This window comes from Curvibacter microcysteis (assembly GCF_028649455.1).
Lineage (GTDB): Bacteria > Pseudomonadota > Gammaproteobacteria > Burkholderiales > Burkholderiaceae_C > Curvibacter > Curvibacter microcysteis.
Genome location: NZ_JAQSIO010000008.1, coordinates 169,379 through 191,403, shown reverse-complemented (window position 1 = coordinate 191,403; position 22,025 = coordinate 169,379). Strand labels below are relative to the sequence as shown.

Below are 22,025 nucleotides of genomic sequence, written 5' to 3'. Positions count from 1 at the left end.
AGAGCCTCGAATTATATACCGCTTTTCGCAGCACAGTCAACTCGAAGAAGACTTTTTTTCTTCAGCTCCGTCGCAGCACAAAAGAAACTCTTTCACACCACCACTTCACCAAACTTCTGCGCAGCCACTCAAGCCGCTACACAGAAGGACTGTTTGATCAGTCGAGCCCTCAATTATACACAAGAAATCAGGCTCAAAGCAAGAACTTCGAAATTCTTCTCAACCTGTGCAGCCTCCTCCGGCTGCAGACCTCTTGAGGCGACTGAGAGCACCCGGCCTCCTGGCGCGCGGGGACACCAGACATCCCTGTCTGATGTGGGGGGGGCAAGCCACCCCGCATTGCGCGTGATCGCCTCTATATAAATAGAGAAGCCCAAGGCCACGGCGATACCCCCACCGCCGCCAAGCGGGATAATCGCGGTCAATGGCACTCCTTACACTTCTCGACGCCCATTTGGCGTTTGGGCACGTCGCTTTGCTCGACGGCGCCACCTTCTCACTTGAAACCGCGGAGCGCGTCGGCCTGATTGGCCGCAACGGCGCGGGCAAGTCCTCTTTGCTCAAGATCCTCGGAGGCCTGGAGAAACCCGACGACGGCACCCTGCAAGTGCAGCAGGGTCTGCGCATTGCCTTTGTCGCGCAAGAGCCCAACCTGGACCCAGCTCACACGGTGTTTGAGTCGGCTAGCGAGGGCCTCGCTGCCGTGGCCGCCTTGCGCGATCAATACCTGTCGGGCGCGGATGGCGTAGACCTGGACGCACTGCAATCCCAGATCGAAGCCTATGACGCCTGGAATTGGGAGCAGCGCGTCGATGAAACCTTGCACCGTCTGCACCTGGACGCTCAAGCCGTGATCGGCAGCCTCTCTGGCGGCACCAAGAAGCGGGTGGCCCTGGCACAAGCCCTGGTCACCCAACCTGATGTGTTGCTGCTGGACGAGCCGACCAACCATTTGGATTTGGACTCGATTGAATGGCTAGAGGGCTTGCTCAAGGACTTCAAGGGCAGTGTCATCACCATCACCCACGATCGCTCCTTCCTTGACCAAGTGGCGACGCGCATCGTTGAGCTGGACCGCGGTCACTTGCGCTCCTACCCCGGCAACTTCGCTCAGTACCTGCTGCAAAAGGAAGAACAGCTGGCTCAAGAGGCGGTGATCTCGGCCAAGGCTGACAAGCTGCTGGCCCAGGAAGAAATCTGGATTCGCAAAGGCGTTGAAGCGCGCCGCACCCGTAGCCAAAGCCGCATCGGGCGACTCGAGAAATTGCGTGAGATGCGCTCAGCCCGACGCGAGGTGCTGGGCAGCGTCAAGATGGATGTCGCCTCGGGTGCGCCCACGGGCAAGATCGTGGCCGAACTGACCGAGGTGTCCAAGTCATTTGGTGATCGCATGATTGTGCGCAACTTCACGGGCACCATCCTGCGGGGTGACAAGGTGGGTCTGATCGGCCCGAATGGCGCAGGCAAGTCCACCCTGCTCAAGATGATTCTCGGTGAGTTGGCTGCGGACTCAGGCAAGGTGCGCCAAGGGGCCAATCTGCAAGTGGCTTACTACGATCAGATGCGCCAAGCCATCAACCTCGACGCCACACTGGAAGACTTCATCAGCCCGGGCAGCGAGTGGATCGAGATCGGCCAGCAGCGCAAGCACGTGAAGAGCTACCTGAGCGACTTCTTGTTTTCGCCTGCGCGCGCGAACTCCCCTGTGCGCTCTTTATCGGGCGGCGAACGCAACCGGCTCTTCCTGGCACGCCTGTTTGCGCGGCCGACCAATGTGCTGGTGCTCGACGAACCAACCAACGACTTGGACATCGACACCCTGGAGTTGCTGGAAGACCTGCTGCAGAACTACGACGGCACGGTCTTCCTGGTCAGCCACGATCGAACCTTCCTGGACAACGTGGTCACCAGCACGCTGGCGTTTGAGGGCGACGGCCTTTGGCGCGAATACGAAGGCGGCGTGCAGGATTGGCTGACCCAGTCCCAGCGTGCGCGCGACATCAATGCGGCTGCACAGAAGGTCCAGGCGCAGACCAACAAGGCTGAAGCGAAAGCGGAGGCCACTTCGACCAGTGCGCCAGCGGCCCCCGCCAAAGCAGCGACCCCTGCACGCAAAAAGCTCAGCTACAAAGAGCAGCGCGAACTGGAGGGTCTGCCACAGGTGATTGCCGATCTGGAGAAGGAACAAGCTCAGATCCAGGCAGCACTGGCGGATGGCCGCCTCTACGCAGAGGATCCAGCTCGCGCCGCCCAAATGGGCGTGCGCAACAGCGAGATCGAAGAGGCCCTGATGAACGCCTTGGAGCGCTGGGAAATTTTGTCCGCCTGACGCGCTTGGCGGCACAGATCGCCGCCAATACCGACTCACCTCTCCAGCAGGCCGCGGGCGCTACCCCAATTGGGTCGCGCCGACGGCCTGAAGGTTCAGATCCGGTGGTGCAGGCGGTCGCTGGCCCCACCCAGTTTGGCCAACAAAGCGCCAGCGATCTTGTCCAGGGGCAGGACTTCATCCACGGCCCCATGGGCGATGGCTTCGCGGGGCATGCCAAACACAATGCAGCTGGCCTCATCCTGCGCGTAGTTGTAGCTGCCCGCGTCCTTCATCTCGCGCATGGCGCGGGCACCGTCATTGCCCATGCCGGTCAACATGATGGCGAAGGCGTTGCGCCCCACCAAGGCAGCGCCGGACTTGAACAACACCTCGACCGAGGGCTTGTGCCGGTTCACCGGCTCTCCATCCTCAACCACAGCCACGTAGTTGGCACCACTGCGATCCACCCGGAATTGCTTGCCGCCCGGGGCGATGTAGGCATGGCCAGGCAAGATGCGCTCGCCGTGCGAGGCCTCCTTGACCGTGATCTGGCACAGACCATTGAGTCGGGCCGCAAAACTGGTGGTGAAACCTGGCGGCATGTGCTGCGTGATCACGATGCCTGGCGAGTCCGCTGGCATGCGCACCAGAATCTCTTTGATGGCTTCTGTGCCCCCCGTGGAGGCGCCGATGAAGATCAGCTTTTCAGTGGACAACCGCCCCAACAAGGTCGGCGTGGGACGTGGGGCTGCCGGCGCAGCTGCCGCAGCAGGCGCGCCCGTGTTCATGGCGTGGGTCAACAGTTCTTGGTGACCACGGCGCACATGGGCCACCGATGCCACGCGGATCTTGTCCACGATCTGGTTGGCCAGTTCATTGATGCCGTTGGCCAGGCCCACACGCGGCTTGGCCACGAAATCGATGGCGCCCAATTCGAGCGCACGCAGCGTGACCTCTGCACCCTTTTCAGTCAGGGTGGAAATCATCACCACAGGCATGGGGCGCAGGCGCATCAAACGGCCCAGAAAATCGATGCCATCCATGCGGGGCATTTCGACGTCCAGCGTGATGACGTCAGGGTTCAGCTCCCGGATCATCTCGCGGGCGATCAAGGGGTCGTTCGCCGTTCCCACACACTCCATGTCACGCTGGCGGTTGATGATTTCGGACAACAGGCTTCGAACCAGCGCCGAGTCATCGACCACCACCACACGGATCTTCTTACTCATCCCCATTTTTGATTCCATCACTCTCAGAACAGATCCACAGAACCACCTGCGGTGGTCTGCACCACAGTGGCCACATTGCCTTTTTTCTCTTGGGCCAGCGTGTCCGGATGGGCATGGGCCAGGCGCTTGACCATGGCTTTGCCCGTGACGGGGAAGAAACACACCTTGCGCGGGTAGATGTCCAGCACATCCTCAGACACCACAGGAATGCGTTCGGTCTGCAGGTAGTCACGCACAAACTTGGTGTTGCGCTCCCCGACGTTCATGGTGGTGAAGTTCGCCATCACCGCACCGCCGCCAAAAATCTTGGCCTGCATCGTCTCACGGCGCGCGCCCTGTTTCATCAACTCGTTGATCAACAATTCCATCGCGTAGGAGCCATATCGGCCTGAGGAATCGCCGGCCTCTCCGTCTGGCAGCATGAAATGGTTCATGCCCCCCACCAGTGTGCGGCTGTCCCAGATGCAGGCGGCAATGCAGGACCCCAACACGGTCATGATGACCAGGTTCTCATCCGCCACAAAGAACTCGCCCGGCAAAACCTTCACCGCGTTGTACTGAAAGTGGTGATCGAAATAGAAAAAACTCGCCTCACTGGGCTTGCGAGCCTTGCTCTTGAGTTCCTCCAGACTGGAGGTTCTGGCACCTGTGGCACCCGCCGTGTTGTAGGCATTGGGCGACACCGGGTGAATGCGTGGCACTTGCCGACGATCAAGTCCAGGCGGAGGCGGCACCGCCCGAGACGCTGGGTAGGAAGGAGGGGGCGAGAAAGTCATGGTCGGCTAGTCAAAGAGGGTTTGGGGCTCAGCGGCGCTCGTACACGGTCTTGCCCCGCAGAGTGAACAGATCGCGTGACTCGCTGAAGTTCTCGGCATGACCGACAAACAACATGCCTCCGGGCTTCAGAACCCGGTGAATGCGTTCCAGGACCTTGCGCTGGGTGGGCGCATCAAAGTAGATCATCACGTTGCGACAAAAAACCACATCGAAGGGCTCTTTGAAAGGCCAGTCATCGCGGATCAAGTTGACGCTCAGGAAATCGATGGCCTTGCGCAACTCTGGCTTGACCCGAATCAGGCCTGCGTTGGAGTCCTTACCGCGCATGAAGAAGCGCTGCAATCGCTCCTGGCTGAGCCCCTTGAGGTTCTCCAGCCGGTAAACCCCTTGCGACGCTGACGCCAACACCTTGGAGTCGATGTCGCTGGCCGTGAGTTTGAACGAGGCGTTGTTGCCCAGGCTTTCAAACGCCGTCATGACGATCGAGTAAGGCTCCTCTCCGGTGGAGGCGGCATTGCACCAAACGCGCCAAGGCGTCGACGCAGGTCGCGACTTGAGCAGGGTCGCAAAAATCTCGAAATGATGTTGCTCGCGGAAGAAGGCCGTGAGGTTGGTGGTCAGGGCGTTGACGAACTCCTGCCACTCAGGACCATCGTGGGTTTCCAACCAGCTGAGGTACTCCCGAAAGCTGTTGTAACCCGTCTCGCGCAAGCGGCGCGAGAGTCGGCTGTACACCATGGCGTGCTTGCCATCGTGCAAATTGATGCCTGCGCGCTGATAAATCAGGGCCTGCACGCGCGAGAAGTCGGCATCGGTCCAGACGAACTCTCGTCCCTGCACCACCGGCCCTGGCGGCAAAGCTGCGGCCACCGGTTTATCCCGAACCCCGGCCATTTCTGACCGGCCTGTACTGGACATCATTCACAACCCTTTCCGAGCGATGACCGAGGGCGCGCCCCCGTGGGCGGCACCGCGTCGGCCGCAATTGAAGCCTTGAACCTCAGATCGAAGCGACCAGCCCCATGTCCACACCCGACATCAGCTTTTCAATGTCCAACAAGATCAGCATGCGCTCACCCACCGACCCCAGGCCCAGAATGCAGCCGTTGTCGATCACGCTCTCGATGTCCGGTGCCGCCTTGATGTTGTCGGGCGACAGCTCCATCACATCGCTGACCGAATCCACCACGATACCGACCACGCGGTTGCGCAGGTTCAAGATGATGACCACCGTGAAGTTGTTGTACTCCGCGTTGGCACAGTTGAACTTCAAGCGCATGTCCACGATGGGCACGATGGTGCCGCGCAGATTCACCACACCCTTGATGAACTCAGGGGCGTTGGCGATGCGCGTCGGCGGCTCGTAACCGCGGATTTCCTGCACCTTCAGGATGTCGATGCCGTACTCTTCCTGGTCCAGACGGAACGTCAGGTATTCACGTGCACCGGTGATAGCACCTTCAGAACTCTTACCGATCACACTCATGATGTTCTCCTTCAATAACTCGTCATTTCAGTGGCGGGCGCGGCGAACCAGACCACCCGTGTCCAGAATCAAAGCCACCTTGCCGTCGCCCAGGATGGTCGCACCCGACACATTGGGCACCTTGCGGTAATTGGTTTCGAGGTTCTTGACCACCACCTGGTGCTGGCCCAGCAACTCGTCCACCAGCAGGGCCACCCGGCTGCCCTCAGCCTCGACCACGACCATGATGCTGCTGCTCTTTTCGAAATCGAAGCGAGGCACCTGGAACACCCGCTCCAACTCAATCACAGGCATGTACTCGTCGCGCACCTTGACCAGCTGTGAGCCTTGGGCTACGGTGCTGACAGAATCGTCGTTGACCTGGAAGGACTCGACCACCGAAGACAGCGGCAGGATGTAGACCTCGTCGCCCACGCCCACGGACATGCCATCCATGATGGCCAGGGTCAGCGGCAAGCGCACCGACACCTTCATGCCATAGCCTTCAGCGGAGTCGATTTCGACCGTGCCGTTGAGCGCCAGGATGTTCTTCTTCACCACGTCCATGCCCACGCCACGGCCAGACACATCGGTCACGACCTCGGCGGTGGAGAACCCCGGCGCGAAAATCAGCTGCCAGACTTCGCCATCGGTCATCTGGTCGGAGACCTCGATGCCGCGCTCGCGGGCCTTGCTCAGGATCTTCTCGCGCGATAGGCCTCGGCCGTCATCTCGCACTTCGATCACGATCGAGCCGCCTTGATGCGCCGCCGACAACGTGATCGTGCCGTGCGCCGCCTTGCCCTTGGCCAGGCGGTCTTCAGGCAGTTCAATGCCGTGGTCACAACTGTTGCGCACCAGGTGGGTCAGCGGGTCAGTGATCTTTTCGACCAAGCCCTTGTCCAACTCAGTGGCTTCCCCTTGGGTGATCAATTCGACCTTCTTACCCAGCTTGTTGGCCAGATCACGCAACATGCGCGGGAAACGGCTGAACACGATGGACATCGGGATCATGCGGATCGACATCACCGATTCCTGCAAATCGCGTGTGTTGCGGTCCAGATCGGCCAGGCCAGCCAGCAATTGCTGATTCAACGCCGGGTCCAGGCTGCGGCTGTTTTGAGCCAGCATGGCCTGGGTGATGACCAGTTCGCCCACCAAGTTGATGAGCTGGTCGACCTTGTTGACCGCCACCCGAATGGTCGCCGCTTCCAGCTGAGCTTGGCTCGCCGCCTTGGGCTCAGCGGCTTTGGCTGCCACCGCAGTTTTGACCGGCTCAGCCGCTTCAGCCACCGGCGCTGGGGCTGCCGCAGGCGCTTCAGGCACGCCCGGCGCACCCGCGAAGAAGCCGAACCCAGCCGGCATCGGCGCAGGGCTGGCATCGGCCACCACCGCAGGGGCCTCGGGTGCATCGAAGAGACCGAATCCCGGAATGTCCGCCGACTTGGCAGGGGCCGGAGCTGGTGCGGCCGCCAGATCGCGGATGTGGACCTGCTCTTTGGCCACATGGAACACAAACAGGTCCAGCAGCTCGGCATCCGACGAGGCGGTCTCTACCGCGAAGGTTCGGTGATCAGCGTTGGCACTGTCACGCGACTGGATGGTGCCCAGACCAGGAATGTCGCGGAACAGCTCGGCGATGGCGTCGGCCTGTTCAGGGCGGCTCAAGGGGCCGACCACAATCTCCAAGTGACGGACACCATCGGCCGGTGCGGTGACGGGCGCCGCCGCAGGCACAGGCGCTGGCGCTGCAACAGGCGCGGGAGCCGGCGCTGGACGCGGTGCCGACGCTGGCACCTGGCCCGAAGCCAATTCGCTGATGCGGCGCACGAGGTCCACCGTCGAGGGCGGCGTGCCCTCGCCACCGGCTTGGTGCACGGCAAGGAGGCCGCGCGAAGCGTCAGCCGATTCCAGCAGCACGTCCACCATGGGCGGAATCGGGGCCAACTCACGGCGACGCAGCTTGTCCAGCAGCGACTCCATGTGGTGGGTCAATTCAGCAACGTCCGAAAACCCGAAGGTGGCCGCGCCACCCTTGATCGAGTGGGCACAACGGAAGATGCCGTTGAGCTCTTCGTCGTCGGCATTGGCCAGATCCAGTTCGAGCAGCATCTGCTCCATCAGGTCCAGGTTTTCGCCCGCTTCTTCAAAGAAAATTTGATAAAACTGACTCAGATCGAAATCTGCGCCTGAACTGCCACCCTCATGTGCTTCAGCCATGTCTTGCTCCTGAATACGTCAACTGAAGGTAGTTTCGGTTCATCGGATGACCTTCTGAATGACCTCGATCAAGCGATTGGGGTCGAACGGCTTCACCAACCAGCCTGTTGCGCCCGCGCTGCGACCCGCCTGCTTCATCTGGTCACTGGACTCGGTGGTCAGGATCAGGATCGGGATGGTTTTGAACTTCGGGTGCTCGCGCAGCTTGCGCGTCAGGCCGATGCCATCCAGTCGAGGCATGTTCTGGTCCGCCAGAACCAGGTCAATGTGGTGCGTCTGAGCCTTCTCGAAAGCGTCTTGACCATCCACCGCCTCGACCACGTTGTAGCCTGCGCCAGTCAAGGTAAAAGACACCATCTTCCGCATGGACGGAGAGTCATCAACGGCAAGAATCGATTGCATTTAGGGCTCCAGCAACTATGTATCAACTGATTGAGGTAAGGGGTGTGTCAAAACAGATCAATTGACCCGGCATCCATCTCGCTCTGGGTGACGGGGTTGGGCCGTTCTGGCATCTGGTCGGCATAGGGTGCAGCTTCCTCGCCTTCGTCCTGCCCCATGGACTCGGACGCCAGGCGGAAAGCACAGCCTTGCAGTATCTTGGTGGTGTGCGTGATCAGCTGGGTCGCCATGTCGTGAAACTGCAGTTCGGTGACTGCACTTTTCAAAGCATCGCGCACCCGGATCGAAGCATCGGGGCTGCCATTGTCCAATTCGGCCAGGCTTTGGTTCGCCGTACCAAATCGATCCAACAGGTTGTCTGCTGCATGATTCAGAAGTCCTTCGAGGCGATGCAGATCGTGCATCACCACCAACAGGGAATCCTGAATTTCAGCAACGGCCATCACCGGCAGGTGAACGCCGGGTTCCTTGAGATTGTCTAGCGCTGGTTCCATTTTTTCTCCGTCGCCACGCACACACTTTCAAGCGTTTGCAAATTCCCGTTACTGTGAAAGCATTTTGCAATACGCGGGCCGCAGGACCCGTGCTTCGACCGCAAAAAACCGCCCTGGCCCCCTGAATTTTGCATAAAACACGAAAAAAGACACTTAGCACCAGCGAGAATGACGGTGCCAATGCCTAATTTATCATATTGATCCATGTCTATCGAATCAAATTGCCCACCACTGCGAATCTTGCATTTGGAAGACTCCAAGGTAGATCATGAACTGGCTTGCATGGCTTTGCGGCGAGCTTCGCTGAATTTTTTGATCGAGCGGGTCGAGACACTGCATGACTTCGACGAGGCCCTGGCACGCCGCCCAGACATCGTGCTGGCAGACTACCAACTGCCGGGCTTCACCGCCCTGGATGCCTGGCAACAGGTGGTCAAAGCGGGGCTGGCTGGGCGCATTCCGGTGGTGTTGCTCTCCGGCGCCATCGGAGAAGCCGCCGCGGTCCAAGCCATCCAGCAGGGCATTGCTGACTACCTGCTCAAAGACAGCATGGCCAAGCTCGCCCACACGGTCTCCCGCGCGCTGGAGGTCAGCCAAGCGCGGCGTGAACGGGAACAGGCGTCCCTGGAACTGGCGGCATCCGAGCGCCGACTGGCCGAACTGGCGGAGCATTTGCAAAGCTCGATTGAACAGGAGCGGGCGGCCATCGCTCGCGAGATCCACGACGACATTGGTGGCGCACTGACCGCCGTCAAATTCGACCTGGCCTGGCTGAGTCGGCACAGCCCGGACGAGGCGAGTTCGGCCCACTTGCGAGCCGCCACGGACATGCTGCAACATGCCCTGGGCGCCAGCCAGCGCATCATGCTCAACCTGCGCCCCCCCATACTGGACCAAGGCCTGGTGCCGGCACTGCAGTGGCTGGCCGACAGCTTCTCGCGCCGAACCGGCATTCCCGCGCGCTTGCAGGTCCGCATGGCGCGCAGCGAAGCCTCGCGCGACATCCAATTGGTCGCCTACCGCACGGCCCAAGAAGCCTTGACCAACATCACCAAATACGCAGATTGCAGCCGGGTGGAGATGGACATTTCAGAGGACAGCTCAGCCTTGACCCTGGAGATCGCTGACAATGGCCGGGGCATCGACCCGGCCGAATTGGCCAAGCCCCGCTCCTTCGGCCTCAAGGGCTTGAAAGAGCGGGCACGCATGGCGGGCGGCTGGCTGGACGTCAGCAGCCAGCCTGGCCGCGGCACCGCCATCACCTTGACCGTGCCCATGACTTCCACCACGCCCCCCGCCTTGCCGTCAGAAGAGGAAACCCCATGATTCGCGTGATGCTTTGCGATGACCACGCCATGCTGCGCCGAGGCATCCGCGACACCTTGTCAGAGGCGGTGGACATCCAGGTCACCGCCGAGGCCGGCAGCTACCCCGAGTTGCGTGAGGCCTTGCGCTCCGCCCCCTGTGACGTGCTCTTGCTGGACCTCAACATGCCAGGCCGCGGTGGCCTCGAAGTGCTGGCCAGCTTGAAAGAGTCGCACCCGGAAATCAAGGTGCTGATCGTCTCCATGTACCCCGAAGACCAGTACGCCTTGCGCAGCCTCAAGGCCGGCGCCCAGGGCTACCTGAACAAGGCAGGTGACCCCGAAGACTTGGCGCGTGCCGTGCGCACCGTGATGGATGGCCGAAAGTACCTGACGCCCGAGGTGGCCCAACTGCTGGCCGACAGCTTGTCACGTCCCACGCAAGAGGCACCGCACGCCACCTTGTCCGAACGTGAACTGCAGACCCTGCTCAAGATCGCCACCGGCAAACGCCTGTCGGACATCGCCGAAGAGCTGATGCTCAGCCCCAAGACGGTCAGCGTCTACCGCACCCGCGTGCTGGAGAAACTGGGCCTGAGCAACAACGCCGAACTGACGGTCTACGCGATCCGCAACAACCTGGTCTGAATGCAGGCCTCAGCGCACACCAAACAGATCAAAGGCCCGCTCTAACAGTGACAGCACGGGCTTGTCGAGCATCGGCATGGTCAGGGCAATGCCCAACAAACCAATGGTCAGGGTGACGGGGAAGCCCACGGCAAAGATGTTCATCTGAGGCGCCACGCGCGAAATGACCCCCAGCATCAGGTTGACGAACAAGAGCAGACCGATCACCGGCAGCGCGATCCAGAGCGCACTGGCAAACAGGTTGGCCCCCAACTGGTAGACCTGGATGCGGGACAGGGACTCGAGCATGTTGCCGTCCACCGGGAAGGCGTCAAAACTCTTCACCACGGCCATCAGCAGCATCAAATGGCCATTGGCGGCGACAAACAGCAGGGTCGCCATGTGCCCCATGAAGCTGGACACCGCACTGGTCTGTGCGTTGGTCATGGGGTCAAAGAAGGAAGCGAAATTCAGCCCCATTTGAAGCCCGATCAACTCACCCGCCAACTCCACGCTGGCAAACACCAGGCGCACGGCAAAGCCGATCGACAAGCCGACCCCCAGTTGCTGCAGGACGGCGCCCAGGGCCTGGGGCCCATTGACGCTGATGATGGGCTGGTCTTGCAACACGCCCTGCGCCGACAAGGCCACCAAAAAAGCGAGCCCGACCTTGACTCGCATCGGCACCGCCCGCAAAGACAGGATGGGCGCCACCGAGAACATGGCCAGCACCCGAATGAAGGGCCAGATGATGGGCGACAACCAGGCCATGATCTGGGCCTCGGAGATCGAGATCACAGATCAGGCCGCCAAGGTGGGAATGGACTCGATGGTGCGGCGCAGGTAATCCACCAAGGTGGTCAGCATCCAAGGCCCAGCGATCAAAAACACGGCCACGGCCGCCAACAGCTTGGGCACGAAGGACAGCGTGGTTTCCTGGATCTGGGTCACCGCCTGGAAAATGCTCACCACAATCCCCACCGTCATCACCACCAGCAGGACCGGCAGTGACACGGTGAGCAGCAACTCCAGGGCCTCACGCCCGGCGGTCAGCACCATTTGCGGATTCATGCGGCCTCCTTCAACTCACAAAGCTCGCGGCCAGCGAACCGATCAACAGGTTCCAGCCATCGGCCAACACAAACAGCATCATCTTGAAGGGCAAGGCCACCAAGACGGGTGACAACATCATCATGCCCAGCGACATCAAGATGCTGGACACCACCATGTCAATCACCAGGAAGGGAATGAAGATCATGAAGCCGATCTGGAACGCGGTCTTGAGCTCGCTGGTGACAAAAGCCGGCACCACGATGCGCAGCGGTGCCGTCTCGGCCGTCACGCTCGGGTCGAGCTTGGCCAAGCGGGCAAACAGCGCAAAGTCGGACTGGCGCGTCTGCTTGAGCATGAACTGGCGCATGGGCGCATCCGCCTTGACCAAGGCCTGCTCAAAACTGATGGCACTGGTGGTGTAGGGCACATAGGCCTCCTGGTACACCCGGTCCAGTGTCGGACCCATGACGAAAAAGGTCAGGAACAGCGACAGGCCCACCACCACCTGATTGGGAGGTGCAGCCTGCGTGCCCAAAGCCTGGCGCAGCAGCGACAGCACGATGACGATGCGGGTGAAGCCCGTCATCATCAGCAGCACCGCCGGCAAGAACGACATGGCGGTGAAGAACAGCAGGGTCTGGATGGGCACCGAGAAACTGGAATTCCCACCGCCCGACCCCACCAGCAAAGGCAAATTGCCCGCCGGCTGCGCGTGTACCGCCCAAGGCAAGGCACCAAGCACCACCAACAAGGCAGCAGCGCCCCAGCGGCGAACCGTGGCAAGCCCCAGCACGCGCCTGAACGAACTCAACTCAAACCCCATTCGATGCCTCCGGCGCGGCGGGCGCCGACAAGACCGGTGAGTCCGGCTCAGCGCCCGGGACCAGAGGGATGGTGTGCAAGCACGTCACTTGCTGGGCCGTCACGCCCAAGACCAGCCAGGTGCGTGCGTGGGCTGGCCCCACCTCGACCGTGACGACGCGCTGCTGCGGGCCCACCGCCACCGAGGAAATGAGGTCCGAAGAAAACCAGGCGCCCGAGGCGCCTTTTCCACCTTGGCGGCGCTGCAACCAGCGCAAGCCCATGGGCAGCATGGCCAACAAGGCCACCAGCAAGGCCAAGGGCCCAAGCGATTGCCACATGACCTACCCCTTGCTGACGCGGCGCAAGCGCTCGGACGGCGTGACCACATCGGTCAGGCGGATACCGAACTTGTCGTTCACCACGACCACCTCACCTTGGGCGATGAGGTAGCCGTTGACCAGCACGTCCATGGGCTCGCCGGCCAAGGCGTCGAGCTCAACCACCGAGCCCTGGGCCAGTTGCAAGATGTACTTGATCGGCACCTTGGTGCGCCCCAACTCCACCGACAGCTGCACCGGGATGTCCAGCACCATGTTGATGTCATTGAGTGGCGAATCGCCCGAAGAGAAATTGCGCGGCACCTCGTTACCCGACAGCGGCCCCCCCGGCTCATGGGCGGGCGGGGCATCATCTGCGCGTTTTTGCTCTTCCAGGGCCTCGGCCCAACCCGCCATGGGATCGTCTGCGGGGTCCTGGTTATCTTCAGTTGACATTCTTATCTCCAATCCAATTCAGGTCGTTGCCACGCAGGCATTCCTCAATGCGGATCGCGTACTTTGAGTTGTGGGTACCGTAATGGCAATCAAACACCGGTACGCCGCCAATGGAGGCCCGGATGCGGGGCGGGCGGTCGAGCTCGATGAAATCGCCGGGCTTCATGGCCAGCAACTGCTCCACTGTGGCGTCGGCTCTCGCCAGCTCGGCCACCAAGGTCACCTCGGCGGCCTGGATCTCACGGGTGAGCACCTTGACCCAGCGTCGATCCACCTCAATGGAGTCCCCCTGGGTGGAGGAATACAGCACATCGCGGATCGGTTCCAGCGTGGCGTAAGGCATGCACATGTGAATGGCACCCGACAGCTCACCGATTTCCAACTGGAAGGCGGTGGACACCACAATTTCACTGGGCGTCGCGATGTTGGCAAACTGTGGCTGCATTTCCGAGCGCTGGTACTCCAGCTCCAGCGGGTAAATGCCCTGCCAGGCTTTCTTGTACTCGGTGCAAATCACGTCCACCAGGCGGTTGATCACGCGCTGCTCGGTGGGCGAAAAGTCACGCCCCTCGATGCGGGTCTGGAACTTGCCAACGCCGCCGTACAAGGTGTCGATGATGCCGAACACCAGTGCGGGCTCGCACACGATCAAGCCACTGCCGCGCAGCGGCCGGATGGCGACGATGTTGAAGTTGGTCGGCACCGCCAACTCGCGCAAAAAAGCGCTGTAGCGCTGCACGGACACCGTGCCCACCGACACCTCAGGGCTGCGACGGATGAAGTTGAACAGGCCAATGCGGAAGTTGCGGGCAAAGCGCTCGTTGACGATTTCCATCGTCGGCATGCGCCCGCGCACGATGCGCTCTTGGCTGGAAATGTCATAGCTGCGGACCGACCCCGCCTCGGGGATGTCCTCGACAATCTTCTGACTCTCGCCCGTGACCCCTTCCAGAAGGGCATCTACCTCTTCCTGGGATAGAAAGGACTCGCTCATGACGGCTCCTTACTGCACGATGAAGTTGGCAAACAGCACCGCCGTCAAAGGGCTCTCTGGTTTGCGAACCTTCTTTTTCTTCTTCTTGGGCGTTTCCTCTTCTTCATCCGGGTCGTAACCCAGGATGCGTGAGGACTCGTTCAAAATTTCGGTCGCCAACTTCTCTTTGCCTTCTCGCTTGAGCAGGTCTTCAGAGCTGGTCTGGGACACCAGGATCAGGATTTGGTTGCGGATCGCAGGCAAGTAGGCCTTGACCTGGTCGGCGGCCTTGGGATCAGAGATCTCAAAAGTCACGCCCAACTGCACAAAGCGCTCGCCACCGGCATCGGCCAGGTTGACCACCATGTTTTCCAGCGGCAGGTAGGTCGGCGGATTCTTGTGGGCGTCGTGTGATGGGGCTGCGGCGGCAGCGGGTTTTTCATCCCCGCCCTCTTCATCGGCAGCGGCCTTCTTGGACATGACGAACCAGCCCGCGCCACCACCGACGATCAACAGCAGCGCCACGGCGCCGCCAATGATGATCATCTTCTTGCTCTTGGGCTTTTCTTTGGCATCGGCTGCGGGTGCATCAGACACGTTTATTCCTTCCGGCATGGGCCTTCGCTGCAGGGCAGACGAAAGCGGGGCTCTTGTTGAGCATTATTGGGTCAAACGCGTCCAATAATAGCCAGAATAGACCCCCGAAAGGGGGGCTATAGCGTCCTCAAGCCCCCAGCGGGCGCGGCCCAGCGCTTCAGACAAACAAGTCCAGGGCCTGATTCGTGCTGACTTGGCGGCGCAAGACGGTGCCGGCAGGCTCTGCCTCCACCCGACCGACACCGCCCAGGGCGGCGCGGCGCGTGCCACCTTCCGCCGCGGCCTGGCCTTGGCGCCCAGGCTGACCGGACTGCCCTTGCCCCGCCCCCACGGACACGCCCGACAGAATCAAACCCTCGCTTTGCAGCAAGGTCCGGAGTTCGGGCAAGGCGCCGTTGAGCATGTCTCGGGTGGCGGCCTGATCGGAGCGGAACACCACATTGGCCTCATTGCCATTCATGGAGATGCTGACCGCCACCGGCTGGCCATTGCCCCCGTCCAGGGTCAGTTCAGCCCCCTGGCGCTTCTGGTTGATCCAGTAGCTGACCTGCTCAGCCACCACATCTTCAGGGCTGCGGGACTGCGAATCGGTCATGGCCTGGCCCGTGTCGCTGGCGCCTGCGGCGGCGACGCCCAGGGGCTGCAAACGGTCCTGGCTGTCACCCGGGGGCATCCAGCTGCCCCCCGCGCCATCCGAGGCCTTGGCGCCCGACTCGGATCGGCGTTCTGAACGGGTCTTCTCGGGCTCCAGCATGGCGCTCAAAGCCTTGCTCACATCGTCTGCGACACCTCCCAAGGGGGCGGTATCCAGCGCACGGGCGGCCATGTCCTTGAAGCTGGCATCCGCCTTGGACACCAGCGCCTGCAGTGACGCGCCCAGGTCATTGCCCTGCGTGGCAGCCCCATTGCCCAAGGCATCCAAGTCCCCCGTCGCCAGCCCCTTGAAGGGGGCGTCGGTCGCCGACGCTGCGGACAACAAAGACGAAGCGCCGTCGCGGACGGGGTGCTTCGCCCCCTGATCCAAGGCCTGCAACTGGGACTGCAACTGAGACAACACGTCGCGCGCCCCCTTGTGCTCGGGCATGGCGCCTTCAGCCACCGCGGGGGTGACCGTGGGCGTGGCCGACTCAGCGACAGCCTGGCCCGCATCGACCGGCACCTGCGCTGGCAAGGTGATCGGCGATGCGGCCACCACGACGGCAGCCATGAGAGCTGGATCGGTGCTCGCGCCCGCGGCCGGGTCCACCGGCACCGTGGCCGGCGTGGGTTCCACGGCGGCGGCGGCCTGCCGCGCGGCTTCGGCCATCAAAGCCATTTGGGTCAACCAATCGGTGGGGGCACTGGCCTCGGCAGCGTTCAAATCGGCTTCATCGCCCTGGCGGCCCAGCTTGCGTCGAGCGTTCAGGTCCTTGGACGTGGCTTCCTTCTTGGTGACCGCTTCGCTGTCGCCGCTGGCCTGGGTGTCCGCCTCAGGTGCATCACTGAAGGCATCCAACATGCCCGTGAAGTCAGACTTGTCAGCCGAGTCCGCGCCCGCTGCAGGGGCCTTGGTCTGGCTCTTGGGGGCCGACACCGTGACGGCGCTGACCGGCGAACTGTTTTGGGATTTGGTGAATTCAAGGCTCATGGCTTGGCTCCTCAGGCGGTGGCTTGGGTCAGCAGTCGATAACGGGACGCCGCCATCTCGTCCACTTCTTTTTGTTCACGCCGCAGCTGACTTTGGGCTGCATCGCGCTCGCGCCGTTGCACCACCTGGCGCAGGCTGACCAAGCGCAACTCCGCCACCAGCAACTGGCGTTCAGCCTCCTGCGAGGCCTCGTCGAGCGTGGCCATCTGGCTTTTTTGCAGCTCGATGGTCTGCTCCAGCCGGGCCATGAACTGCAGGTGGTGCTGCATCACTTCCGGTGAGGTGCCGATCTGGCCGCGCAGCATGGAACGCTGCTCGGTCTCGGTGGCATAGCCCGTCAATTGATCGAGCTGCTGCTGCCCCAACTGACGCGCCTGGCGCTTTTGGGCCAAACGCTGCATGGCGATATCACGCTGGCGCTGCGCCGCCTCCATCGCCACCTGCAAACCTCTGCCTTGAGCCATGCCTTACCTCTTTTGAACGTCAGGAATTGATCTGCAAACCCAGACTCGTCGCCATCTGCGTCAACGAGTCATCCAGGGTCACGGCCTCGTGCATGCCCTGCTGCAAAAAGCCGCTCATGCCGCGCTGCAGCTGAATCGACTCATCGAGCTCCGGGTCGCTGCCACTGACATAAGCCCCGACCTGGATCAGGTCGCGGCTCTTTTGATAACGCGAGTAAGTGGCCTTGAAGCGGCGCGCCACCTCCACATGCACCGGCGAGACCACGTTGTGCATCACCCGAGAAGCGGACTGCTCGATGTCGATGGCCGGGTAATGGCCGGCTTCGGCCAGCTCCCGGGTCAGCACGATGTGGCCGTCCAAAATGGCTCGGGCTGCGTCGGCAATCGGGTCTTGCTGGTCATCGCCCTCGGACAGCACGGTGTAGAAAGCGGTGATCGAGCCCACGCCGTTGAGGCCATTGCCGCTGCGCTCCACCAACTGGGGCAGCTTGGCAAAGCACGAAGGCGGGTAGCCCTTGGTGGCCGGCGGCTCGCCGATGGCCAGCGCGATTTCGCGCTGGGCCATGGCATAGCGGGTCAGCGAGTCCATCAGCAGCAGCACATGCTTGCCCTTGTCGCGGAAGTGCTCGGCCACGGCCGAAGCGTAGGTCGCGCCTTGCATGCGCAAGAGCGGCGGCGCATCGGCTGGCGCGGCCACCACCACCGAGCGGGCACGGCCATCGGCGCCCAGGATGTCTTCGATGAATTCCTTGACTTCGCGGCCACGCTCGCCAATCAAGCCCACCACGATCACATCGGCCTGGGTGTAACGGGCCATCATGCCCAGCAACACGCTCTTGCCCACACCCGAGCCCGCAAACAGGCCCAAACGCTGACCCCGGCCCACGGTCAACAAGGCATTGATGGCGCGCACGCCCGTGTCCAGCGGCTCGCGCACGGGGTCGCGGTCCATGGCATTGACCTGGCGCCGACCTGGGGGCTCGGCCACCACATCCAGCACCGGGCCTTGGTGGTCCAGTGGCTGGCCAGAGGCATCCACCACCCGGCCCAACAGGCCATCACCCACCGGCAAACGCAGCACGCCCAAGGCCATGGCCGAAGCGGGCAAGGGCTCGTCACCCAGCCGAGGCGCAGGCACATAGGGCAGGGCCGGCGTGACCACAGCACCGCTGGACAGGCCATGGATGTCGCCCGCCGGCATCAGAAAAGCGCGTTCGCCCGAGAAGCCCACCACCTCGGCGAGGATGGGCTCGGCGTCTTTTTGCGTGATCCAGCACTGCGAGCCCACGGGCACGCGGATGCCTGTGGCCTCAAGGACCAGGCCCGTCAAGCGCGTCAAAGTGCCCCGCATCTCCAGCGGCACGGGCCGGGAGGCGCGGTGCTGCAGGTCCGCCATGAAGGTGGACCAGGCGGCACTGCTGCTGGGGCGCTCAGACGACTGCGTCATCGACAGCCTCCGACTCCAGGGGCAGTTCCACGCCCAAATTGGCCACCGCCCGGGCCCAACGGCGCGCCAGCGTGCCGTCGACCTGAGCGCCAGCCGCCTCAATGAGGCAGCCGCCTGGGGCCACGCTCGCGTCACTGACCCATTTGATGTCCTGGCCCCCCAGGGACTCGGCCGGCACCGCTTTGAAGGTCTCGTGGTCTTCCGGGTTGAGGCGCACCACCGCTGTGCGGGCGTCGGCGGCCAGCAGGCCCAAGCCCTCGCGAATGACGGGGCGCAGTGACTCGGGGTCAGCGGCCAGCTCGCGGCGCAGCACCTGGCGGGCCAGCTCACAGGCCATGGCCAGCACCCCCTGGGCCACGTTTTGCTCCACTTCGGCAAAGCGCTGCTCCAGCGAGGCCATGACGGCGTTCAGGCGTTCACTGGCCAGGGCCCCCTGGCTGGCGATGTACTCGTCCAAATGACGCTGACCTTCCAGCGCCGCCTCCAGGCGGCCCTGCTCCAGGCCTTGCTGGTAAGCCTCGTCACGGGCCTCCTGCACCATGGACTCATCGATCACCGGCTCAGGCGGCTTCTCGGCGGCCAGCACGGCAGCGCGGCGACGGTTTTCATCCATCTCGGTGAACTGCCACTGGGCGACGGCGTCAATCTCCTCGCTGGGGATGAAGCGTGCGTATTGGCGGGCTCGGTTAGATGAGGGCGTCGTCACCACCGCCTCCTATGACAATCTGACCTTCGTCAGCCAGACGGCGCACGGTCTTGAGAATTTCCTTCTGCTGCGCCTCCACCTCGGACAAGCGCATGGGCCCACGCGACTCCAGGTCTTCACGCAGGGTTTCGGCGGCACGCGAGGACATGTTGCCCAGGAAGCGCTCTTTGAGCTCGGGCGCCGCGCCCTTGAGCGCCACGATGAGGGTTTCGGAGGCCACTTCCTTGAGCACCAGCTGAATCGACTTGTCGTCGAGCTTCATGACGTCGTCGAACACGAACATCTTGTCCATGATCTTCTGCGCCAGGTCGGGGTCGTAGCCGCGAATCGACTCGAGCACCGTGCCCTCGATGTTGCTGCCCAGCAAGTTGATGATTTCGGCCGCGGTCTTGATGCCCCCCAAAGACGCCTTGCGGATCTTGTCGCCCCCGGCCAGCACCTTGAACAGCACCTCGTTGAGGTCTTTCAGCGCCGTTGGTTGAATGCCTTCCAGGGTCGCAATGCGCAGCATCACCTCGCCGCGCTGGCGCTCGGTCAGCTGGGCCAGCACACCGGCAGACTGGTCGTAGTCCAGGTGAACCAGGATGGCCGCCACGATCTGCGGGTGCTCGTTGCGCAGCAACTCGGCCACCGACAGCGGATCCATCCATTTCAGGCTCTCGATGCCGGACACGTCACCGCCTTGCAAGATGCGGTCGATCAGCAGGGAGGCCTTGTCGTCACCCAGCGCCCGGCGCAGCACGGCCTTGACGTAGTCGCTGGTGTCCGACACCAGCAGGCTTTGCTGGGCCGCCGCGTTGGTGAATTTGTTGACCACTTCGTCCACCCGGTCGCGCGAGACCGATCGGGTGCGGGCGATGGTCTCGCCCAGCTTTTGGACCTCTTTGGGCGACAGGTGTTTGAAGACCTCGGCAGCCTCTTCTTCACCCAGCGACATCAAAAAAATCGCCGCGTCATTCAAGCCTTGTTCGTCCATATCATCTCTCCAAAGCGCGGGCGGTCAGGCCGGCGCTTCGCCGTTGACCCAGCCCTTGATGATATTAGCCACTGCGATCGGATTTTGCTTGGCCAATACGCGGGCATCTTCAAGGCGCAGCTGCTCGGCCGTGGGTGGCTCCACCACCTTTTCTGTGCTCGGTGCAGGCAGCAAGTCTGGGCGATCTGGCGCATCGGACTCCAGGGCATCCAACTGGGTACCGGCGCCCGACGCAGGCAGCAGCTCAGTCGGGTCAGGCTTGGGCGCATTCATGGCCTTGACCGCCGGACGCACCATGCCCAACAAGACCACCAGTGCAAACAGCACCATCCCGACCGGCCAGGCAAAGCTCTTGGCCAGTTCCAGCACTTCAGGCTGCTTCCACAGGGGCACAGCAACGCCCTCGGCCGCGCTGGCCATGAAGGGGGTGTTCATGAGGTTGACCGAATCACCCCGGTCTTTGTTGTAGCCGATGGTGTCGCGCACCAGGGCGGTCATTTGGTCGAGCTGCTCTGCGCTCATGGGCTTGTTGACGGTTTTGCCCTTCTCTTCCACGCCGGGCTGGTAATTCACCACCACGGCGGCGCTCAGGCGCTTGACCACGCCTGTGCCGCCCTTGACCACCTTGATGGTCTTGTCCACTTCGTAGTTGGTGACCGACTCCTTCTTGGTCGGTGTCGTGCCAGCCGCACCGGCACCACCCGCCGTCAGGGGCTGGGCCTGACCGTTGATGGGCGCATTGGCGGCCGCTGCCGGCTGGTTGCTGGTCGCACCCGGGATGCCGGTGGGCGGGGTGGCCTGAGCTGCGCCGCCGCTTTCCACCACTTGCTGGCTGCGCACGGCGGCGGAGTCAGGGGTTTGGTTGGGACGGTGCGACTCCGAGGTCGACTCGGTCTGCGAAAAATCAATTTCTGCCGTGACCTGGGCCTTGACGTTTTGCCGGCCCACCACGGGCTCCAGGATGTCGGTGATGCGCTTGCTCAGCTGCTGCTCGATCTGCTGCACATACTGCAGCTGCTGGGCGTCACCGCCAGCGCCCGCCGCCTCGGGGGTGGCCGAGAGCAGCTTGCCGTTGTCGTCGATCACGCTGACCGCAGCGGGGTTCAGCTCGGGCACGCTGGACGCCACCAGGTGAACAATGCCGGCCAATTGAGCGCGGTCCAGCAAGCGGCCCGGGTACAGGGTCAGCAAGACTGAAGCCGAAGGCTTTTGCTGCTCGCGGAAAAAACCGTTCTGATTGGGCAGCGCCAGGTGCACGCGGGCGCTCTGGATGGCCGCCACGGCTTGGATGGAGCGGGTCAGCTCACCCTCCAGGCCGCGCTGGAAGTTCAGGCGTTCCTGGAACTGAGTGACGCCGAAATGGTTGCCCTCCATCAGCTCAAAGCCAGCGACCGAGCCCTTAGGCAAGCCTTGTGAGGCCAGGCGCAAGCGCAGGTCGTGCACGCGCTCAGCCGGCACCAGGATGGCGCCACCGCCCTCGGAATACTTGTAGGGCACATTCATGGTCGCCAACTGGGCCACCACGGCGCCGCCGTCTTTGTCACTGAGGTTGGCGTAGAGCACACGCCAATCGGCCTGGCGGGTCATGAAGACACCTGCCAGTGCGACCATGATCAACGCCACCAGACCCAGCGCCAGCTTGGTCTTCTGCGCACGGTCCAGCTCGGCTAATTTCTGTGACCACGAGGGGGCCACGGGGGTAGCGGGGAGTTCAGCGACGGCAGACATCTTGGTTCCAGATTGAAAGGGTGAGACCACACCTCAGGTTGGAGCCGA

The 22,025-nt window shown here is 62.4% G+C and carries 24 protein-coding genes; 4 read left to right on the top strand and 20 right to left on the bottom strand.

Going from position 1 to position 22,025, the window contains the following annotated elements:
• Together PSQ39_RS18410 and PSQ39_RS18405 are read left to right on the top strand one after the other, a co-directional pair.
• Nucleotides 1–257 (top strand): hypothetical protein (locus PSQ39_RS18410; protein ID WP_273928526.1); only part of this gene is annotated, 257 nt, incomplete at its 5' end.
• A 167-nt stretch (nt 258–424) separates the two neighbouring features.
• A complete protein-coding gene (locus PSQ39_RS18405) occupies nt 425–2,329 on the top strand; it encodes an ATP-binding cassette domain-containing protein (protein WP_273928524.1) in 1,905 nt (634 codons plus the stop codon).
• A 95-nt stretch (nt 2,330–2,424) separates the two neighbouring features.
• Here PSQ39_RS18405 and PSQ39_RS18400 read toward each other — a convergent pair whose 3' ends face one another.
• The 7 genes from PSQ39_RS18400 to PSQ39_RS18370 all read right to left on the bottom strand — a co-directional run bounded on the left by PSQ39_RS18400 (nt 2,425) and on the right by PSQ39_RS18370 (nt 8,898).
• Complete coding sequence (locus PSQ39_RS18400) at nt 2,425–3,540, bottom strand: protein-glutamate methylesterase/protein-glutamine glutaminase (RefSeq protein ID WP_273928522.1); 1,116 nt, start codon at nt 3,538–3,540, stop codon at nt 2,425–2,427.
• 23 nt (nt 3,541–3,563) lie between these two features.
• On the bottom strand, nt 3,564–4,316 hold the full coding sequence (gene cheD, locus PSQ39_RS18395; protein WP_273928520.1) for a chemoreceptor glutamine deamidase CheD: 753 nt from the start codon (nt 4,314–4,316) through the stop codon (nt 3,564–3,566).
• Nucleotides 4,317–4,344: 28 nt separating this feature from the next.
• Nucleotides 4,345–5,211, bottom strand: a complete 867-nt coding sequence (locus tag PSQ39_RS18390) for a CheR family methyltransferase (protein WP_273928539.1) — start codon at nt 5,209–5,211, stop codon at nt 4,345–4,347.
• A 106-nt stretch (nt 5,212–5,317) separates the two neighbouring features.
• Nucleotides 5,318–5,803 (bottom strand): chemotaxis protein CheW, encoded by a 486-nt coding sequence (locus PSQ39_RS18385; protein WP_273928518.1) that lies wholly within the window; start codon nt 5,801–5,803, stop codon nt 5,318–5,320.
• A gap of 27 nt (nt 5,804–5,830) precedes the next feature.
• Nucleotides 5,831–8,002 (bottom strand): chemotaxis protein CheW, encoded by a 2,172-nt coding sequence (locus PSQ39_RS18380; protein ID WP_273928516.1) that lies wholly within the window; start codon nt 8,000–8,002, stop codon nt 5,831–5,833.
• A 39-nt stretch (nt 8,003–8,041) separates the two neighbouring features.
• Entirely contained in the window at nt 8,042–8,404 is a 363-nt protein-coding gene (locus PSQ39_RS18375) for a response regulator (protein WP_027476349.1), read from the bottom strand.
• 47 nt (nt 8,405–8,451) lie between these two features.
• Nucleotides 8,452–8,898: a hypothetical protein gene (locus PSQ39_RS18370; RefSeq protein WP_273928511.1), complete on the bottom strand. Its 447-nt coding sequence runs from the start codon at nt 8,896–8,898 to the stop codon at nt 8,452–8,454.
• A gap of 204 nt (nt 8,899–9,102) precedes the next feature.
• Between PSQ39_RS18370 and PSQ39_RS18365 the strand changes: the two genes are divergently transcribed.
• Nucleotides 9,103–10,224 (top strand): hybrid sensor histidine kinase/response regulator, encoded by a 1,122-nt coding sequence (locus PSQ39_RS18365; protein WP_273928508.1) that lies wholly within the window; start codon nt 9,103–9,105, stop codon nt 10,222–10,224.
• Nucleotides 10,221–10,850: a response regulator gene (locus tag PSQ39_RS18360; RefSeq protein WP_273928506.1), complete on the top strand. Its 630-nt coding sequence runs from the start codon at nt 10,221–10,223 to the stop codon at nt 10,848–10,850. Before PSQ39_RS18365 ends, PSQ39_RS18360 begins: the two co-directional genes overlap by 4 nt.
• Nucleotides 10,851–10,859: 9 nt before the next feature.
• Here the strand turns inward: PSQ39_RS18360 and fliR are convergent, their stop codons facing one another.
• The 13 genes from fliR to fliF all read right to left on the bottom strand — a co-directional run bounded on the left by fliR (nt 10,860) and on the right by fliF (nt 21,977).
• Nucleotides 10,860–11,627, bottom strand: coding sequence for a flagellar biosynthetic protein FliR (fliR, locus tag PSQ39_RS18355; RefSeq protein ID WP_273928504.1), 768 nt, complete (start codon nt 11,625–11,627; stop codon nt 10,860–10,862).
• Nucleotides 11,628–11,630: 3 nt separating this feature from the next.
• Entirely contained in the window at nt 11,631–11,900 is a 270-nt protein-coding gene (fliQ, locus tag PSQ39_RS18350; RefSeq protein WP_273928502.1) for a flagellar biosynthesis protein FliQ, read from the bottom strand.
• Nucleotides 11,901–11,910: 10 nt separating this feature from the next.
• On the bottom strand, nt 11,911–12,705 hold the full coding sequence (gene fliP / locus PSQ39_RS18345) for a flagellar type III secretion system pore protein FliP (RefSeq protein WP_409242051.1): 795 nt from the start codon (nt 12,703–12,705) through the stop codon (nt 11,911–11,913).
• On the bottom strand, nt 12,695–13,024 hold the full coding sequence (locus PSQ39_RS18340) for a flagellar biosynthetic protein FliO (RefSeq protein ID WP_273928501.1): 330 nt from the start codon (nt 13,022–13,024) through the stop codon (nt 12,695–12,697). Before PSQ39_RS18340 ends, fliP begins: the two co-directional genes overlap by 11 nt.
• A gap of 3 nt (nt 13,025–13,027) precedes the next feature.
• Nucleotides 13,028–13,459 (bottom strand): flagellar motor switch protein FliN, encoded by a 432-nt coding sequence (gene fliN, locus PSQ39_RS18335; RefSeq protein WP_273928500.1) that lies wholly within the window; start codon nt 13,457–13,459, stop codon nt 13,028–13,030.
• Nucleotides 13,449–14,453, bottom strand: coding sequence for a flagellar motor switch protein FliM (gene fliM, locus PSQ39_RS18330; protein ID WP_273928499.1), 1,005 nt, complete (start codon nt 14,451–14,453; stop codon nt 13,449–13,451). The genes fliN and fliM overlap by 11 nt, the downstream gene beginning before the upstream one ends.
• Nucleotides 14,454–14,462: 9 nt before the next feature.
• Nucleotides 14,463–15,029 (bottom strand): flagellar basal body-associated FliL family protein, encoded by a 567-nt coding sequence (locus PSQ39_RS18325; protein ID WP_273928498.1) that lies wholly within the window; start codon nt 15,027–15,029, stop codon nt 14,463–14,465.
• A gap of 157 nt (nt 15,030–15,186) precedes the next feature.
• Nucleotides 15,187–16,656 carry a flagellar hook-length control protein FliK gene (locus PSQ39_RS18320; protein ID WP_273928496.1) on the bottom strand — a complete coding sequence of 490 codons (1,470 nt, stop codon included), beginning with the start codon at nt 16,654–16,656 and terminating at the stop codon, nt 15,187–15,189.
• 11 nt (nt 16,657–16,667) lie between these two features.
• A complete protein-coding gene (locus PSQ39_RS18315; RefSeq protein WP_273928494.1) occupies nt 16,668–17,120 on the bottom strand; it encodes a flagellar export protein FliJ in 453 nt (150 codons plus the stop codon).
• Nucleotides 17,121–17,139: 19 nt separating this feature from the next.
• Nucleotides 17,140–18,516, bottom strand: a complete 1,377-nt coding sequence (fliI, locus tag PSQ39_RS18310) for a flagellar protein export ATPase FliI (RefSeq protein ID WP_273928536.1) — start codon at nt 18,514–18,516, stop codon at nt 17,140–17,142.
• A 34-nt stretch (nt 18,517–18,550) separates the two neighbouring features.
• Nucleotides 18,551–19,273, bottom strand: a complete 723-nt coding sequence (locus PSQ39_RS18305) for a FliH/SctL family protein (protein WP_273928492.1) — start codon at nt 19,271–19,273, stop codon at nt 18,551–18,553.
• Nucleotides 19,254–20,249 carry a flagellar motor switch protein FliG gene (fliG, locus tag PSQ39_RS18300; RefSeq protein ID WP_273928490.1) on the bottom strand — a complete coding sequence of 332 codons (996 nt, stop codon included), beginning with the start codon at nt 20,247–20,249 and terminating at the stop codon, nt 19,254–19,256. Before fliG ends, PSQ39_RS18305 begins: the two co-directional genes overlap by 20 nt.
• 24 nt (nt 20,250–20,273) lie before the next feature.
• On the bottom strand, nt 20,274–21,977 hold the full coding sequence (gene fliF, locus PSQ39_RS18295) for a flagellar basal-body MS-ring/collar protein FliF (RefSeq protein ID WP_273928489.1): 1,704 nt from the start codon (nt 21,975–21,977) through the stop codon (nt 20,274–20,276).
• Between the last annotated feature and the right edge of the window lie 48 nt (nt 21,978–22,025).

Excerpts from the sequence above, each read along its gene's own strand:
- fliQ (WP_273928502.1), bottom strand. The coding sequence starts at position 11,900 with ATGAATCCGCAAATGGTGCTGACCGCCGGGCGTGAGGCCCTGGAGTTG.
- PSQ39_RS18315 (WP_273928494.1), bottom strand. The coding sequence starts at position 17,120 with ATGGCTCAAGGCAGAGGTTTGCAGGTGGCGATGGAGGCGGCGCAGCGC.
- fliP (WP_409242051.1), bottom strand. The coding sequence starts at position 12,705 with ATGGGGTTTGAGTTGAGTTCGTTCAGGCGCGTGCTGGGGCTTGCCACG.
- PSQ39_RS18370 (WP_273928511.1), bottom strand. The coding sequence starts at position 8,898 with ATGGAACCAGCGCTAGACAATCTCAAGGAACCCGGCGTTCACCTGCCG.
- PSQ39_RS18390 (WP_273928539.1), bottom strand. The coding sequence starts at position 5,211 with ATGGCCGGGGTTCGGGATAAACCGGTGGCCGCAGCTTTGCCGCCAGGG.
- PSQ39_RS18400 (WP_273928522.1), bottom strand. The coding sequence starts at position 3,540 with ATGAGTAAGAAGATCCGTGTGGTGGTGGTCGATGACTCGGCGCTGGTT.
- fliI (WP_273928536.1), bottom strand. The coding sequence starts at position 18,516 with ATGGCGGACCTGCAGCACCGCGCCTCCCGGCCCGTGCCGCTGGAGATG.
- PSQ39_RS18385 (WP_273928518.1), bottom strand. The coding sequence starts at position 5,803 with ATGAGTGTGATCGGTAAGAGTTCTGAAGGTGCTATCACCGGTGCACGT.
- fliF (WP_273928489.1), bottom strand. The coding sequence starts at position 21,977 with ATGTCTGCCGTCGCTGAACTCCCCGCTACCCCCGTGGCCCCCTCGTGG.
- PSQ39_RS18405 (WP_273928524.1), top strand. The coding sequence starts at position 425 with ATGGCACTCCTTACACTTCTCGACGCCCATTTGGCGTTTGGGCACGTC.
- fliM (WP_273928499.1), bottom strand. The coding sequence starts at position 14,453 with ATGAGCGAGTCCTTTCTATCCCAGGAAGAGGTAGATGCCCTTCTGGAA.
- PSQ39_RS18340 (WP_273928501.1), bottom strand. The coding sequence starts at position 13,024 with ATGTGGCAATCGCTTGGGCCCTTGGCCTTGCTGGTGGCCTTGTTGGCC.
- PSQ39_RS18360 (WP_273928506.1), top strand. The coding sequence starts at position 10,221 with ATGATTCGCGTGATGCTTTGCGATGACCACGCCATGCTGCGCCGAGGC.
- PSQ39_RS18320 (WP_273928496.1), bottom strand. The coding sequence starts at position 16,656 with ATGAGCCTTGAATTCACCAAATCCCAAAACAGTTCGCCGGTCAGCGCC.
- cheD (WP_273928520.1), bottom strand. The coding sequence starts at position 4,316 with ATGACTTTCTCGCCCCCTCCTTCCTACCCAGCGTCTCGGGCGGTGCCG.
- PSQ39_RS18365 (WP_273928508.1), top strand. The coding sequence starts at position 9,103 with ATGTCTATCGAATCAAATTGCCCACCACTGCGAATCTTGCATTTGGAA.
- PSQ39_RS18380 (WP_273928516.1), bottom strand. The coding sequence starts at position 8,002 with ATGGCTGAAGCACATGAGGGTGGCAGTTCAGGCGCAGATTTCGATCTG.
- fliN (WP_273928500.1), bottom strand. The coding sequence starts at position 13,459 with ATGTCAACTGAAGATAACCAGGACCCCGCAGACGATCCCATGGCGGGT.
- fliG (WP_273928490.1), bottom strand. The coding sequence starts at position 20,249 with ATGGACGAACAAGGCTTGAATGACGCGGCGATTTTTTTGATGTCGCTG.
- PSQ39_RS18375 (WP_027476349.1), bottom strand. The coding sequence starts at position 8,404 with ATGCAATCGATTCTTGCCGTTGATGACTCTCCGTCCATGCGGAAGATG.